The sequence below is a fragment of the Novosphingobium sp. genome, assembly GCF_032093395.1.
In the GTDB taxonomy this organism is placed as follows: Bacteria; Pseudomonadota; Alphaproteobacteria; order Sphingomonadales; family Sphingomonadaceae; genus Novosphingobium.
In genome coordinates, this window is the sequence record NZ_DAMDBA010000007.1 from 19,388 (window position 1) to 34,704 (window position 15,317).

Consider the following 15,317-nt stretch of genomic DNA (forward strand, 5'->3'; position numbering starts at 1 on the left):
GGTGCGTTGCCGATCCGCTACGCGAAGGCGCCGACCCGGCAGTACCCGACTAGCCCGTAAACTCATAAAATCTGGCGACTGATTTTGCGTGTGATATGGATGGGTATGCACATCACATGGAAGCGGGTGGCTCTGACGTTGAGCCTTGCGATTGTCGCCCTTGCAGCGTTCATATGGTTTTCGCCTTGGGTGGCTCAAGATGCCTGCCTCGATAGCGGTGGCGCGTGGAGGGACGGCCAATGCCAGCATTAGGCCGTAAATTTCCGAGCAGGCTTGAGATTATCTGGCTCACGTGATTCAGGCTTTCCATTGCGATGGAGGCTTGATGGCACGACGGCGGTATGAACTGACGGATCGGGAATGGGCGATCATTGAGCCCTTGCTCCCCAACAAACCGCGCGGTGTGGCGCGGGTGGATGATCGCCGGGTTCTCAACGGGATCATGTGGCGTTTTCGATCGGGAGCGACGTGGGCCGAAGTGCCTGAGCGCTACGGCCCCTCGACGACCTGCTACAACCGGTTTGTCCGCTGGCGCAAAGCCGGGGTCTGGGACCGACTGCTGGCAGCGGTTTCAGCGGGATATAATGGCGAACTGGTGATGATCGATTCCACCTGTATGCGCGTCCACCAGAACGGTGCGACGGGCAAAAAGGGGGGAGTTGCAATCGTGGCATGGGACATTCCCGGGGTGGCCTCACCAGCAAATTGCACGCTCTCGTCGATGCTGACGGACGCCCTGTCAGCCTGAGGCTGACCGGCGGGCAGGTCCATGACGCCTGTGAGGCCGAGGCACTGATCCAGGCCATTCCCAAGGGCGCAACCCTGCTGGGTGACAAGGGATATGACAGCAACGCCATCCGCGAGGCCGCTGCCGCCAGGAACGTCTGGGCCAACATCCCCAATCGATCCAACGGCAAGCAGCGCTTCGCCTTCCAGTCATGGCTCTACAAACAGCGAAACCTCGTCGAGCGCTTCTTCAACCGCATCAAGCAATTCCGGGGTATCGCAACCCGCTACGACAAAGACGCAGCCAACTTCCTCGCTGCCATCAAACTCATCTGCGTGCGCATCTGGTGTGCTGCGTAATGAGTCTACGACCTAGCACAACATGCGCTTGCGGTAGGCAGGCAAAGTCCGATCGCCATGCGCCTCATGCTTTCGAGAGCAAAAGGTGGCCGCTTTCAATCGAAGGAAGGCGAGACCTCGTCGGTTGCCAAGCCACTATGAAAAAACACGGCTCCGTTAAATGAGAATTCTGTCATCAACGACAGCGTTTTATCCGTTCGCCCTCAATCAGCGCGTTTCGGCTCATTTGCATTTAATTCATAACATTGCATTCAGGCAGAAAATTTCGCATTGGCCTGGATTGGGGGTGGTCAATCGCTCGGGTTGACTGCGGCAAGACGGGGCATTTTGGCGAAATGATGATAAATAGTGGCTCGCGTGGCCGGTTTTTGCGCGCCTGCAGCATCCTGGCGATTGGATGTAGTTCAGTTTTCGCGTCGGATGCGGCGCGCGCAGCGTGCTCTCCCGATCCGACACAACCATCATCGACGACGACATGCACTGGCGGCGATACCGATGGTTTAACGGTGACGACCAACGCAACGACCGTTTCCGTCGAATCTGGAGCAACCGTTTCGGCGATGTCCGGTTCGGCGGTCACCGTTGCCATCAATGCGCCCAACAACATCGCTTCGCGTACCGCTACGATCCTCGTAGCCGGCGCGATCAATGGAAATTCGTCCGCTGGTATCCGCTTGACCGAGGGAACACTGCCTAGCGGTTACTACGGCATTTCCACCAGCATCGGTATCACTGTGACCGAAGGCGGCAGCATTTCCGGCGCGAACGCGATCACGCTCGGGCCGGTCGCGGGCTTTACAAGCTCTACGCGCGCCACGCTCGACAATGCCGGCTCGCTTATCGGGACTTCCGGCGCCGCGGTTGTCGCCAGCGGGAGCTATGTCTCGTTCACCAGCATGGTCAATCGGGCCAGCGGCACGATCGGCGGCATTTCCGGTACGGTGGGCACGATCGACAATGCCGGCCTCATCGACGGAGGCTTCAACAGCGCAATCACCGGCGCCACTCCCGCGAATTATGCCAGCCTGACCAATTCCGGCCAGATCGTGTCCAATGGCGCGGCCTCGACGATCTTCAACCTGGGATCGCAGGTTACCAACAGCGGCAGGATAGCGAATAGCGGTTCGGGGGCAGCGATATCCTCCAGCAATGCCAGCGTGATCGTGGTGAATCAGTCGGGCGGCGAAATTACGAGCGCGCAAGGCAGCACGCTGTCCGGCGGGTACGGGCTGTCGCTCAATAACTCGGGAACAGTCGCAAATCTGGCCACCGGGGCCGCACTGAACTCGGCCACAATATCGGTGACGAACAATGCAGGCGGCGTGATCCGTTCCTCGGGCACTGCGATCTCGGCCTCAAGCCAGCTTAATCTGGTAAACAAGGGCGTCATCACCGGCACCGTTCTTTCCGGATCGATCGGCAGCCTGTCCTATTCGCAAAGCAACGTCGATTCGACCGGTGGCACGATCGAAGGCAATCTGGTGTTCGGCGCGGGCAACGATGTGCTTCATGCGATCTACACCGAGGCCGGCGATCTGCTCACCGGCGTAACGGGATCGATCGACGGCGGAGCCGGGACCGATTCGGTCCAGATTGATTTCGCCAGCGATCGGACGCTGGACAAGACCATCGTCTTGCCCACCAATTTCGAAAGAACTGCGCTTGTTGTCGAAAATGCCGTCACCGTCACGCTCGCTGACGGTTTCTCAGTTCCGGGGGGCCTGGCCTTCGACGGTAGCGGCACGCTTCGCAACGAAACCGGCCTGAGCGCCAACGGAACGGTCATCTCGAACGCCTCAATCGGAAGCGGTGGCAAGATGGTCAATGCAGGTATCATAACGAGCACGGGCCTGTCGGAGAACTATGCGCTCGATCTCGACTCGCTCAGCAGCATCACCAACAGCGGCACGATCAATTCCCAGGGCGCCGGCGTAAACGTCTACACTTACGCCTTCGACAACTCTGGCACGATCAGTGCAACCGGAACCGCCGCCGAAGTCCGTCTGAGTTCGGCTTTCTCCAACACCGGCACCATCAGTTCCGCCAATGGAACGGGTCTGGTGCTATGGGGGTCCAGCTACGCAGCCGAACTTCCAACCAACAGCGGGACGATTTCCGGTGGCAGCGTCGGTGTCAACCTGTCGGCCGGCCTCGCCAACACCGGCACGATATCTTCGCCGGCGACTGCGGTCCTCCTGGGTTCCTATGGGGTTCTGGACAATCGAGCAGGCGGCACGATTTCCGGCGGAACAGCCGCAATCGCCGCCGACGGCTCGTTCATTTTTAACGCGCAGGTCAGGAACGGCGGGACCATCAACGGCGACGTTTCGTTCGTTGGTCCGTATGTATCGACGTCTGAGTCCGACAATCGCTACTACGCGCTTGCCGGCGGCGTCCTGAATGGAAACCTCACGCTCGGCAAGGGATCCTATCTGATCACCGAGCTCGAGAACGAGGGAGCTGGCGAGTTTGCAGGTATCAACGGGACGGTAAAGGCATCAGGATCCTATCTCCGCTACGAAGTGCGCAAGGATGCCAGCGCGACACTGGTTTCGCATGCCGGTTTTAACTCGGTAGGCTATCAACTTCACGATGACGCAGCGCTTACGCTCAATGCCGAAGGCGCTATCACTGGGCCGCTTTCTTTTGCAGGCGAGGGCAGCGTCGACCTGACCGCAGATATTGATGCGCGAAACCAATCTGCGATACGTTTGATCGGCATGCTGTCCGGTTCCGGCTATTCCGGGACGGCCGGCGCGCTGGATATCACGAGCCGGGGGACGATCACGGCCATCCAGGACAACGCCAGCACCTACATCCTGGCCGCGATCAATCTGGGGTCGGGAGATCACCTCACGAACGAAGGCACGATTGCGCTGAACAATACGACCGGTGCAACCTGGAGCACGCCGTCGGCAATCTCGGGCGGCTCCGTAACCAATGCGGGAACGATCACGGCAATAGGCGGCAATGGCCTCGCCTACGTTTCCGACCTCGACAATTCGGGCACGATTTCTGCAAGCGCCGCCGCCGTTTATGCGATCGACGCCACGTCGATCGTCAATTCCGGCACGATCGCCAGCACAAAACAGGCTGCCATCGTATCGACAAGCGGCTCTACATTGGCCGTCGAAAATAGTGCGGGCGGCACGATCTCCGGGGGCGCCGGTATCGCAATCCAGAGCAACGGCGGCACATTGCGCAATGCCGGGGCCATCGTTGGCGATGTCGATCTGGGGTGGTCCAGCTACGGCTACTCCGCGACGCGCGGATACTATTATGCGGACGGCGGCTCGATCGAGGGTGACTTGCGTTTCGGGTCCGGCGATGACGTCCTGATCGAGGACGGTTCTGGCTTTGGCGTTTCCGGCGCGATCGACGGCGGAAGCGGTTATGACAGGGTCGGGCATGTACGCAAGGCCAGCGGGACCGTCACCCTTGGCGGCCCGTTGCCGACATCCTTCGAAGGGGAATTTGCCGGATCTTTGGGAAGCGATACGATTGTCACGATCGTCAGTGACGCTCCGCTTGCCGAGACCATCGTCCTGGCTGGCAACGGGCAGATCGTAAACAAGGCCGCCACCAGCGAAGCGCTCGTCAGTTACGAAGTCTTTTCCATTGACCTAGAGGACTTCGCCGGGCCTCTCGGGTCTCTATCCAACGAAGCCGATGTCGGCAGCATTACCGTGGCGGCCAACGCGCTCTCCAACAGCGCAACCATTGGCTCGGAAGGGCTTTTGGGCCCAACGGTCGCCCAATGGGGAACCGGCGCGCTCAGTTTCGATAACAGCGGCGCGATTGCTGCAGCCGACTCCGTTTCGGCGCTCGGCATTACAGGTTACCAACTGACCGGCGCCAAGATCACCAATAGCGGCACGATCAGGGGCGGTAGTGCCGTCGTCGACTACGCTTTCGCCCAGTATGCGGTCTCCCCGTCGCTGACCTTCAGCAACAGCGGCGCGATCGAGACGGCAGACGGTTTGACCATTGCACCGTCCAATCTCTACGAGCAGCCGGGCAACTACAGCCTTGCGCTGGAAAACTCGGGCACTCTCAGCGCCTCGGCCAGCGGGGCTTCGGCCCTGAACATGCGAGGTGACGGGTCGGCTACGATAACCATTACCAACACCGGAACGATCCGCAGCGACGGCGATGGATATGAAAGGATGTTCTACGGTTGGATTCCCTTGCCCGACTATCCTTATTACGATCTCATCGTCGGTCCCGAGACTTTCGCCTCCACGGCGGTGTCGGTGTCCGGCAGCACAGGTCAGATCTCTTTCGTCAATGCCGGCACGATCGAAGCGAAGGGCGCGTATGCTGCTGCGATCCGGGTCAGCGGCGCGCTCGATCTGGTCAATACCGGCACGATCGACGGCACGACGGGTTATACTGTCACCGCGGATAACCTCAGTGCAGAAACCTATGGCACGACCCGGTTCGCAGGGGCCGTGCAGACTTTCGGCGGCAAGGACGACAGGATCGTCAACAGCGGAACCATCATCGGTTCGATCGACCTTGGCAGCGGCAACGATTACATTAAGAACACCGGCTCGATCATCGGCGACGTCTATCTCGGCGACGGAGACGATCTTTTCGTGCAGCGCCTTTCGGCGGTCATGACGGGCACAGTCGAAGGCGGAGCCGGAAACGATACGCTCCTGGCCGATCTGTCCGGCGGCGGCGCTCTGGACAGCGCCTTCTTCCAGCCCTTCACCGGCTTCGAAAACTTCGGCGTGACGGGCGGCGGCAGCGTGACCGTGAACGGCGTCCTGCCGGTCCAGACGCTGGTCGTCAGCGCAGGCGCGACGTTCGAACTGGCGGCCGGCTCCACCCTGCAGACCTTAGGCGAAACGGTGCTGACGGGCACCGATGGCTCCGAGCATGTGGTCAATCGCGGCACGATCATCGGTAATGTCGCGCTGGGCGGCGGAAACGATGTGTTCGAGGCATTTGCCGGCTCTACGGTCAGCGGCGTTGTCGATGGCGGCACGGGCACCGATCGCCTGGCTCTGCACTTCGACCGGGCTGCGACAGCACCGACTGCGATAGATCTCAATACCTATGCGAACTTCGAAGAGTTCGCGATGGAAAGCGGAACGGGTTCGCTGGCCAGCGATGCCAGCTTCGACGGCATCTGGGTCAACGGCGGCAGGCTGATCGGTCCTGCCGGATCGACGATCACCGCGCGGAACGGGATTTCCGTGGCGCAGGGCGCGACATTCGGCAGCGCCGGAACCGTCAACGGCAACATCACGGTACAGGGCACGCTGTCGCCGGGCGCCTCTCCGGCAATGATGACCGTCAACGGCAACGTGACGCTTGCTTCCGGGTCGACCACGCTGTTCGAAATGACGCCGACGGTCAGCGACGCGCTGGTCATCAACGGCAGCCTGACGATCGCCAGTGGCACGACGCTGAACATCGTCGGAGAACGGCCGCTCACACCGGGTGTCACCTATCATCTGATCACCACGACCGGTGGAATAACCGGCAGCTTCTCCAGGATCGACAAGGCACAGACGGTTCTAGGTTACATCGTCCAGACGTCCGATAGCCTCGATCTGCTTGGAACGCTGCAATTGCATGCGGGTGCCCGTCATAACGTCACGGCAACGACCGGCTATCTGAACGACCTGCTGATCGCCGGTACGGCCAACGGCGGTCTCATGACGGCGGTGCAAAAGCTCACCCAGGCGGACGGCTATGTCAACGAAGCGGCAATGAACACGCTTCATCCCGAAGCCTATGCGGTCGCCGGCCAGATCGGCATCGACAACGGCCTTGCCATTTCGTCGGCCTTGCGTGCCTCGCAGCGGACCGGAGAGGCCGGAAAACCGCGCTTCTTCATGCTGGGGCAGGGACTCGGCAGCTGGCAGAATCTGCGCGGCAATTCAGCCGAAGGCACCTCGAACGTTCGGCAAAACAGCGGGGGGCTTCTCGGCGGTATAGGGTATCAGGCCGGGCCGGTGGCGGTCGCGGCGGTTGTCGGCCGTATCTACGCCAACCAGAGCCTGCCGGCACTGGGGGCCAGGACCAAGTCGGACGGCACCTTCGTAGGCGCAAGCGTCTCCTTCGAACGAGGCGGCCTGGATCTTGGCGGTTCGGTCGTCTGGGACGGCAGTTCGGCGACCACGCACCGCAGCCTTTTCGATCGCACCGAAATGACCGGGCACTACGATCTGCACAGCCTGACGTTCGACACCCATGGGGGCTACGGCTTTGCGATCGGCAAGGGGGGATGGCGTCTGGGACCCGAGATCGGCGTGACGCACATTCGGGTGAAGCGCGGTGATGCGCATGAAATCGGCAACGACGTATTCGCGCTCGATGTGGCCGGCCGCAAGCAGGATGCAACTTTCGTAAGCGCGGACGTGCGCCTCGACATGCCGGCTCAGACGCGGCTACGCCCCTGGCTGACAGCCGGTTGGCGCTACCGCGCCAGCGGTGACTCCACACTTGCCACTGCCGGTTTTGTAAACGCCTCCAGCCAGTTTACGGTGGCTGGAGCAGAGCGCGATCGGAACTATGCGCAGGTCGGCGGTGGATTCGATTGGGTGGCGACCCCAGGAATAACTTTGTTCGCGCGGGGCAACACGGCTTTCACCCGAGCTAATGGCGTGACCAACATCACTGGAGGAATTCGCCTGGGGTTTTGATGGAAGTTTGCTGTGACTCACCGTGATTACTAACTGAGTACGTCAAGAAGAGGCACACGATGCTGGGCATCGCGTGCCTCTTCTTGCGTTGATCGAACGATTAAACCGCCAAAGGTAAACCACAGAGAGCCGCCCGCCCGCGACTTCAGTCATCTCCGCGATCACAGTCACGTTGAACACCTGGTCGGCCGACTGGAGCAAACCCGGCATATCGAGCTCGACATGGGGCAGCGGGCAATGGATCACACTTGGCCAAAGGCGGGCACGCCGAGGCGGCGTAAGATGTCGTCGAACAGCGGATCGCTTTGCGGTGGAGCGAGAGCGGCGGGTTGGTGTCGCGGCCGCGCTTATTGCTGACCGGGGCGGGCAGCCGTGTTTCTGCCAAACCCAGGCCGTAAGATGACGAGAAGCCATCATGGTCATCTCCTTTTCTCACTGGAAGGGGCAGGGTATGCCGGCCCGCCTTGGGCGGCCCGGCATACCTCTGATCAAGGAATCGTGCTGCCTGGGCCCCATCCCTGGGTGCTTCGATCTGATCCTATGCGCCCTTGCCGCCAGCGATCTCGATCCGGCGCGGCTTCATCGCCTCGGGCGCCATGCATTTGGGGGCGACGCTCAGCAGGCCGTTCTCCAATCAGCATCGCCAGCTTCCACGAAGTCTGCCAGCTCAGCCGCCGATGCTGTCTCGGGGCGTGCGACGATCGTCTGTCATGGTTTTTGATCAGGAATGGCGCCCTGCTATGCTTTGAAGGCAACCAGCCTGGGGAACCAACGTCGGCAGATTCGGTTTGGAAAATTGCGCGATGCCCTCTGGCCTTCGCTGGAGGCGAAATTGAAGCAGAGAGACGACTGGCATCTTACCGACATCCTTGATTACGAGCATGGACGCGGCGACCCGTTTGCCGCAGCGGTGCGCGCGACCCGCATGCCGATGGTCATTACTGATCCGGCGAAGGCCGATAATCCGATCGTGTTTTGCAACCAAGCGTTCCAAGCACTGACCGGCTATACCCGGGAGGAAATCGTCGGTCGCAATTGCCGATTTCTTCAAGGACCGGATACCGACGCCGACGCTGTCGCGCGCGTCCGCGAGGCGATAGAAAACGGCCATGATGTCGATGTCGACCTCCTAAACTACCGCAAGGACGGCTCGACGTTCTGGAACGCTCTGTACATGTCGCCAGTACGCGATGATGAAGGCGTAATCCGTTTCTTTTTCGCGTCACAGATGGACGTGTCCGACCGCATCGAGGCGCAGCAGGTCATCAGTGATCAGAAACTGCTTGTTGAACGCGAGGTTGATCGGCGCACGTCAGATTTACGCGCTGCACTCGATGCCAGGACACTCCTGCTCCACGAGGTCGATCATCGGGTAAAAAACAACCTGACAATGATCGGCTCCTTGCTGCGCCTCCAGGTTCGCACGATCGACGATCCCGGGGTAGTGGCAATTCTCGACTCCATGTTGGAGCGTGTCGATGCCCTAGCGGTCGTTCATCGTCAGCTGTACCAATCGAGCGACCTAGCCCGCTTCGATCTTGGCTCATTCGTCCATAGCCTCGCAGCCGACGTGGTCGGTGCGAGCGGACGCAGCAATATCATGCTGGACTTCACCACCCAGCCCTTGTTCGTGGATGCGGCAAATGCCTCCGCGCTCGGGCTGATCCTCAATGAGATTCTGACCAATGCCATCAAACATGCGTTCGCCGACGGCCGATCAGGCCGGCTCAGCGTCCATGTCGAGCACAATATCGACCGCGGGATCATTCGAATTTGTGACGATGGCCCCGGCATTCCTTCAACCCACCGTACCAAGAGCATCGGCACTTCGATGATCACCCGGCTTGCCCGTCAGGCGCGGGCGGAAGCGACATGGAGCGACAACGCTCCTGGCACCTGTGTGACGATTACCTTTCCCCGTAGTGAGACGGAAGTATGAACGACGCCATGAACGTCCTGATAGTCGAAGACGAAATCCTCCTGGCCATGGACATCGAGGCCATAGTCGAAGACAGCGGCCACAGTGTGCTATCCGAGGCCGCTGGCCTGAAGGATGTCGAGGACCTGCCCGACGATATCGACCCCCAACTTGCCTTCGTCGATATCCATCTCACCAACGGATCTAACGGCCTAGATGTGGCAAAAGTGATCCAGAAGCGCTGGCCCGACGCGTTGATCATCTTCGTTACCGCCAACGTTGCCAAGATTCCGGAGGATTTCTCCGGCGCCCACGGCGTCATCGCTAAGCCGTTTTCCCATGCAGGCATCAAGCATGCACTCAGATATCTGGCTAATGGCGTCTTCGATCCGCCGCCCAGCTCCCCTATGCCTGCCTGCCTCATTCCATCGCCTCATCTGGAGCAGCGCTGGGCAATAGCGTGAGGTTGGGCCGGTAGCATTTGGCGAACAAGAAACCCCACCATCCGACCAAGACCTGCCTGGTCGGCGCTCGTCGTTGCGCATGGCGAAAAAATAGGAGCGTGATTGGGAGCAGGCGAAGTTCTGCTCCGAACGCTGCGGCAATAGCAGGAAGTCCCTGAACACCCATGACGCAAAAAGAGATAGTTCAAATCAGAAATCCTGAATCGGATATGTTTTATTGAGTCCGATTCGTAACAACATAGACGAATACAAATAGATCCAGCCACCAACCCGATAAATAATTTTTTGATTGACTATTTTGTCCGTGGAACCCGCGCTTTCCAAGATGCTTTTTACCGTCATCTACACAACAAACGCGGAGTATCTAAATGCGTTATGTTCTTTCTGCGGTTATGGCCGCCACTCTTCTTTCCCCCGCCGCCATGGCCCAGACGGTTTCGGGCATCGCGCATACCAATGCCGCAGGCGAGACGACCACCGTCTTCTCGGTCCAACCCCGCACCCAGGTCTCGGCAACCGACTATGTGAAGATGACCGCCGATGCGCTCAACTACCGCATTGCCGCTTCGACGCTGGCCATGCGCAAGGCCGAGCGCGCCGATGTGAAGGCCTATGCCAAGGCCGACCTGATGACGGCGAAGAAGGAGCGCGATGCCCTCTACGCGGCGCTGTCGAACAAGGATCGCAAGATCACCCGGCCTTCGCTGACGCTGTCGTCGCAGAATGCAGCCTCGCTCGAACTGCTCAAGAAGAGCAGCTCCAGCTTCGACAATCTTTACCTGACCCAGATGGCCGATGCTTCGCCATCGATGTGGGCGCTCCAGAAGGGTTATGCGATGACCGGCAGCGATCCTGCGCTCAAGCAGGTCGCGACCCTCGCCGTGCCCTCGCTCGAAACCGGCTATACCACCGCGCGTGGCCTCACACCGGCAGCGGTCGCAGCCAACTAAGCAGATCTGCCCCGGCAGAGAAAACGCCCGCTGTTCCCCCGGCGGGCGTTTTCACGTCCGCGCTCCTTTCTAGGAAAAATCTCGATGCCCGGTCGCACGCTCCTGCAGTTTTTCCACTGGTACACTCCCGAGGGCGGAAAGCTCTGGAGCGAGGTTGCCGATCAGGCTGAAAGCCTCTCGCAGATGGGCGTCACCGATGTGTGGCTACCCCCTGCCTACAAAGGCGCCTCGGGCGCTGCGTCGATCGGCTACGATACATACGATTTGTTCGACCTCGGCGAGTTTGACCAGAAAGGAACCGTTGCCACCAAATACGGTGATCTTGCCAGCCTGCAGAAGGCGACTCAGTCGCTCACCGACGCCGGCGTCGGCGTGATCCATGATGTCGTTTTCAATCACAAGATGGGGGCTGACGAGACCGAGCGGGTCCATGTGCGCCGGGCAAACCCAGAGGATCGCAACCAGATCGAAGACGAGAGTTTCGAGGCCTCAGCCTATACCCGCTTTACCTTCCCAGGGCGGCAGGGCCAGCACTCAAAGTTCATCTGGGACATGAAGTGCTTCAGCGGCGTCGATCATCTCGAAGACCCCGACGAGAACGGCGTGTTCCGAATCGACAACGAATATGGCGCAGGCGAATGGAACGCGGAAGTCGACGATGAAGTGGGCAATTTCGATTACCTGATGGGATCGGATATCGAGTTTCGGAACAACGCTGTCTACGAGGAGCTCAAATTCTGGGGCCGCTGGCTCCCCCAGCAGGTAGCCTGCACAGGCTTTCGCCTCGATGCCGCCAAGCACATCCCTGCCTGGTTCTTCCGCGACTGGGTCGGCCATGTCCGCGAAACAGTGAACCCCGAGCTGTTCGTGGTCGCGGAATACTGGCACCCCGACATGGATGTCCTGCAGCGCTATCTCGACCAGGTCGACCAGCAGCTGATGCTTTTCGATGTCGCACTGCATCACCATTTCTACGACGCTTCCAAAGCGGGCGGCGGTTTCGACCTGCGCACGATCTTCGATGGCAGCCTGACCGCCTCGATCCCGGATCATGCGGTGACAGTCGTCTCCAATCACGACACCCAGCCCCTACAAGCAATGGAAGCCTCGGTTGAACCATGGTTCAAGCCGCTGGCATACGCCCTCATTCTGATGCGCGAGCAAGGCACACCGTGCATCTTCTATCCCGACCTGTACGGCGCAAAGTACAGCGATAGCGGCGATGATGGAGAGACCCACGAGGTAGAAATGCCGGCGATCCCTTGCCTTCCCAAGCTCATCGAAGCGCGCAAGCGGTTCGCCCACGGCGCCCAGACCGACATTTTCGATGATCCGCACTGCATTGCGATCATCCGGGCCGGGACGGCTAACGAGCAAGGCAGCGTCACCATTTTGTCGAATGGCGAAGAAACCCGCAAGACGGTGCCGGTGGGCGAAGGCCATGCCGGACAGGGCTTTCGCGATTATCTGGGTCACTGCGAGGAAGAGATTTTTGCCGACGACGCCGGCAATCTCGACGTGCGGGTCAATGGCGGCAGCGTCAGCGTCTGGGTCCGCAGCGACGCGGTCTAGGATCGGTCACGGCGACCTTTCATCATAGCGTCCGGCAAGGCGCAGTTGGCGCACGATGCCGTTGAAAGCGGCCGTTACGCCGTGCGCCCTGCCGATCTCGTTCTCCTGCCGGGCCGCGTCTCAGTAGAGCCCGTGGGCAAGCGCTCCGGGCAATGCTCAAGGAGGCAGCGCAGCGCCAGGCGTACCTCCACGCCGTCCATGCGCCCCTGCGCCGAACGGTTGACGGCCGGGCCCAGGATAGATCCCTGGTCGGAGCCGTGCATATGGCGCAGTGCCGCCAACGCCATAGAACTGCGAAAAAAAGGTTGTGGCCGTCACCCGGGCATATTCATCCGTTGTAATCGCCCGAGAACATTTTGTTTTGCGCTGGGGCAAGTCATCCCGGCCACAAGCGGATGGCGGGTCTTAGCGCAATCGGCCGCTCGTCAGCGGCTTAAGTAGTGACTGTAACAGATCATCCACGGTTTGCGTAGGAAGGCCGGCATTCCTTATCCAGTTGGCGAAGGAAAGCTGCTGCTTGCGCACGGGTGGCTTGTTGGTCCTCTTCTGATTGGCGATCCCAGGTGCGGTAGGGCATGGCCAGCCGGTGGTTTCCGCTCAGCTTTTCCCGGTGACGGGCGAGGAAGTCCCAGTATAGCGCATTGAACGGACATGCATCGTCGCCGATCCGCTCCTTCACGTTGTACCGGCAGGTGCTGCAGTAGTCCGACATCCTGTTGATGTACGCGCCCGACGATACATACGGTTTCGATCCGAGCAGCCCTCCGTCGCCAAACTGGCTCATGCCCAGTGTGTTCGGCAACTCCACCCACTCATAGGCGTCAAGGTAGACTTCGAGATACCACAGATGGACCTGTTTGGGATCGGCGCCGATCAGCAAAGCAAAATTGCCCGTCACCATCAACCGCTGAATATGATGGGCATGTGCCGTCGCTAGCGTTTGCCCGATCGTTTCGGACAGACAATGCATGTCGGTGTCGCCGGTCCAATACCAGTGCGGAAGCGCGCGGTGATGATTCAGAAAATTGCGATCGACATAGCCAGGGCCTTCGCGCCAGTAGATGCCGCGCATGTACTCGCGCCATCCGATGATCTGACGGATATAGCCCTCGACCGAATTGAGCGGGGCCCGGCCCTTGCGATACTTCGCTTCGGCACGCCAGCACAATTCGATCGGGTCAAGCAATCCCGAATTGATGTAGGGCGACAGGATCGAGTGCCACAAGAACCGTTCGCCGGTCAGCATTGCATCTTCATAGTCGCCGAATTGCGGCAGCGCGTTCGCGAAAAAGCTGGCGGCCTGGCGTTCGGCGTCTGAGGCGGTCACGGCATAATCGAAACCCTCGAGCTCGCCGGGATGATCGGCAAACCGGTCTTCCACCAGTGCGATGACGTCGCGGGTGATCGCGTCGGGCGCAAAGCGAAGCGGTCGCGGCGTGAGCAGATCAGCCTTCGCGGGCTTGCGATTTTCCTTGTCGAAGTTCCAGCGCCCGCCGGCCGGTTTGTCATCTTCCATCAACAGCCCGGTCTTCCTGCGCATTTCGCGATAGAAGAACTCCATTGTCAGCTCGCGCTTCCCGCTCGCCCAGGCATCGAATTTTTGATGCGAGCAAACGAATCGCGTGTCCGCGAGGATTTCGACCGGAAGGCCGAACAGCGTCTCCCAGCCATCGAGCATGGCGGAGACGCGCCATTCTCCCGCCTCAGTGACGACGATCCTGTCTGAATCATGCCGCTGGATTGCCCGTGCGACCTCGCCTGTGAAGCTGCCGCTGTTTTCCGGATCGTCCAGCCGCAGATAATCGACCCGCCATCCGGCCGCTTCGAGCGCCTGGGCATGATGGCGCATCGCCGACAAGATGTAGGCCAACTTGGTCTTGTGGTGGCGGACATAAGTCGCCTCGTCGGCGACTTCCATCATCAGCACCACGGCATCGCCGGGGTCCACCGCGCGCAGCGACGACAGGCCAAGCGACAATTGGTCACCCAGCACGGGAACGAGCGTCGTCATGGCTGCTTCGTCGCCCCTGCACTCCGGCAGCGATCCGAGCAAAACTTGACGCTATCCCAGTCCCGCGCCCATTTTTTCCGCCACGCGAACGGCCGCTGGCAGGAGAGGCATGTTTTGGTGGGCAAGGTCAGCTTGTGGTGCGGCATATCGTCCTAACGCACCAGATGCCGATTGGAGGCCGATCTCGATCGAGCGCGGTTCGCTTTCCTGGAAGCCGCGCAATGCAGCCAACCGCCCGCACCCGGGCGGGGCATTGCTGCTCGACCTGGTGCCCAGGCGTTCTACCTGCAAGGCCATGCTTCATGTCGTCCATCATCCCGGCTACGTGGCCGAAACCGAGCGCACGGGCACATTTGCGCATGACAAGTATGCGCTGGTCCTGCGGATGCTGGGCGAGAGCGGCGTGACGATGACGGTCCACACGCCCGAAGTGATGCCGCGAGAATGGCTCGAGGCTGTCCACGACCCCATTTATGTCAACGAGGTGATCGGTTGTTCGGTGCATATTGCCAAGCAGCGGCGGATCGGTTTCGCGATCGACCCAGATCGATCAGCGTGCGGGCTGGCCACAAGGAATGTTCATTATGCATGCGCTTATCGCGGGTTATGAGACATTCAAAGCTGAATGCCGTTACCGGCCTACCTCCAAGTGGCCCG

The 15,317-nt window shown here is 60.2% G+C and carries 8 protein-coding genes and 1 pseudogene; 7 read left to right on the plus strand and 2 right to left on the minus strand.

All coding sequences use genetic code 11. From position 1 onward, the window contains the following. The first annotated feature begins 325 nt into the window (after nt 1-325). The 6 genes and pseudogenes from RT424_RS04130 (at nt 326) to amyA (ending at nt 12,649) form a co-directional block, all read left to right on the plus strand. Nucleotides 326-1,086 (plus strand): annotated as a pseudogene (locus RT424_RS04130) (IS5 family transposase). A gap of 506 nt (nt 1,087-1,592) precedes the next feature. Further along, on the plus strand, nt 1,593-7,745 hold the full coding sequence (locus RT424_RS04135; RefSeq protein ID WP_313434703.1) for a hypothetical protein: 6,153 nt from the start codon (nt 1,593-1,595) through the stop codon (nt 7,743-7,745). 727 nt (nt 7,746-8,472) lie between these two features. Beyond that, nucleotides 8,473-9,684, plus strand: a complete 1,212-nt coding sequence (locus RT424_RS04140) for a PAS domain-containing protein (protein WP_313434704.1) — start codon at nt 8,473-8,475, stop codon at nt 9,682-9,684. Continuing rightward, nucleotides 9,681-10,127 carry a response regulator gene (locus RT424_RS04145; protein ID WP_313434705.1) on the plus strand — a complete coding sequence of 149 codons (447 nt, stop codon included), beginning with the start codon at nt 9,681-9,683 and terminating at the stop codon, nt 10,125-10,127. Before RT424_RS04140 ends, RT424_RS04145 begins: the two co-directional genes overlap by 4 nt. Before the next feature lie 368 nt (nt 10,128-10,495). Continuing rightward, nucleotides 10,496-11,077, plus strand: a complete 582-nt coding sequence (locus tag RT424_RS04150) for a DUF4142 domain-containing protein (RefSeq protein ID WP_313434706.1) — start codon at nt 10,496-10,498, stop codon at nt 11,075-11,077. 84 nt (nt 11,078-11,161) lie between these two features. Further along, on the plus strand, nt 11,162-12,649 hold the full coding sequence (gene amyA, locus RT424_RS04155; RefSeq protein WP_313434707.1) for an alpha-amylase: 1,488 nt from the start codon (nt 11,162-11,164) through the stop codon (nt 12,647-12,649). 454 nt (nt 12,650-13,103) lie between these two features. On the opposite strand, the gene RT424_RS04160 is transcribed toward amyA, so the two are convergent. Together RT424_RS04160 and RT424_RS04165 are read right to left on the minus strand one after the other, a co-directional pair. Then, nucleotides 13,104-14,660 carry a cryptochrome/photolyase family protein gene (locus RT424_RS04160; protein WP_313434708.1) on the minus strand — a complete coding sequence of 519 codons (1,557 nt, stop codon included), beginning with the start codon at nt 14,658-14,660 and terminating at the stop codon, nt 13,104-13,106. Continuing rightward, nucleotides 14,657-14,806 (minus strand): DUF2256 domain-containing protein, encoded by a 150-nt coding sequence (locus RT424_RS04165; protein ID WP_313434709.1) that lies wholly within the window; start codon nt 14,804-14,806, stop codon nt 14,657-14,659. The genes RT424_RS04160 and RT424_RS04165 overlap by 4 nt, the downstream gene beginning before the upstream one ends. Between RT424_RS04165 and RT424_RS04170 the strand changes: the two genes are divergently transcribed. Then, the gene (locus RT424_RS04170; protein ID WP_313434777.1) at nt 14,770-15,270 is read left to right on the plus strand and encodes a hypothetical protein; all 501 of its coding nucleotides are present in this window, start codon (nt 14,770-14,772) and stop codon (nt 15,268-15,270) included. The two genes, RT424_RS04165 and RT424_RS04170, sit on opposite strands and share 37 nt — an antisense overlap. Nucleotides 15,271-15,317 lie beyond the last annotated feature (47 nt).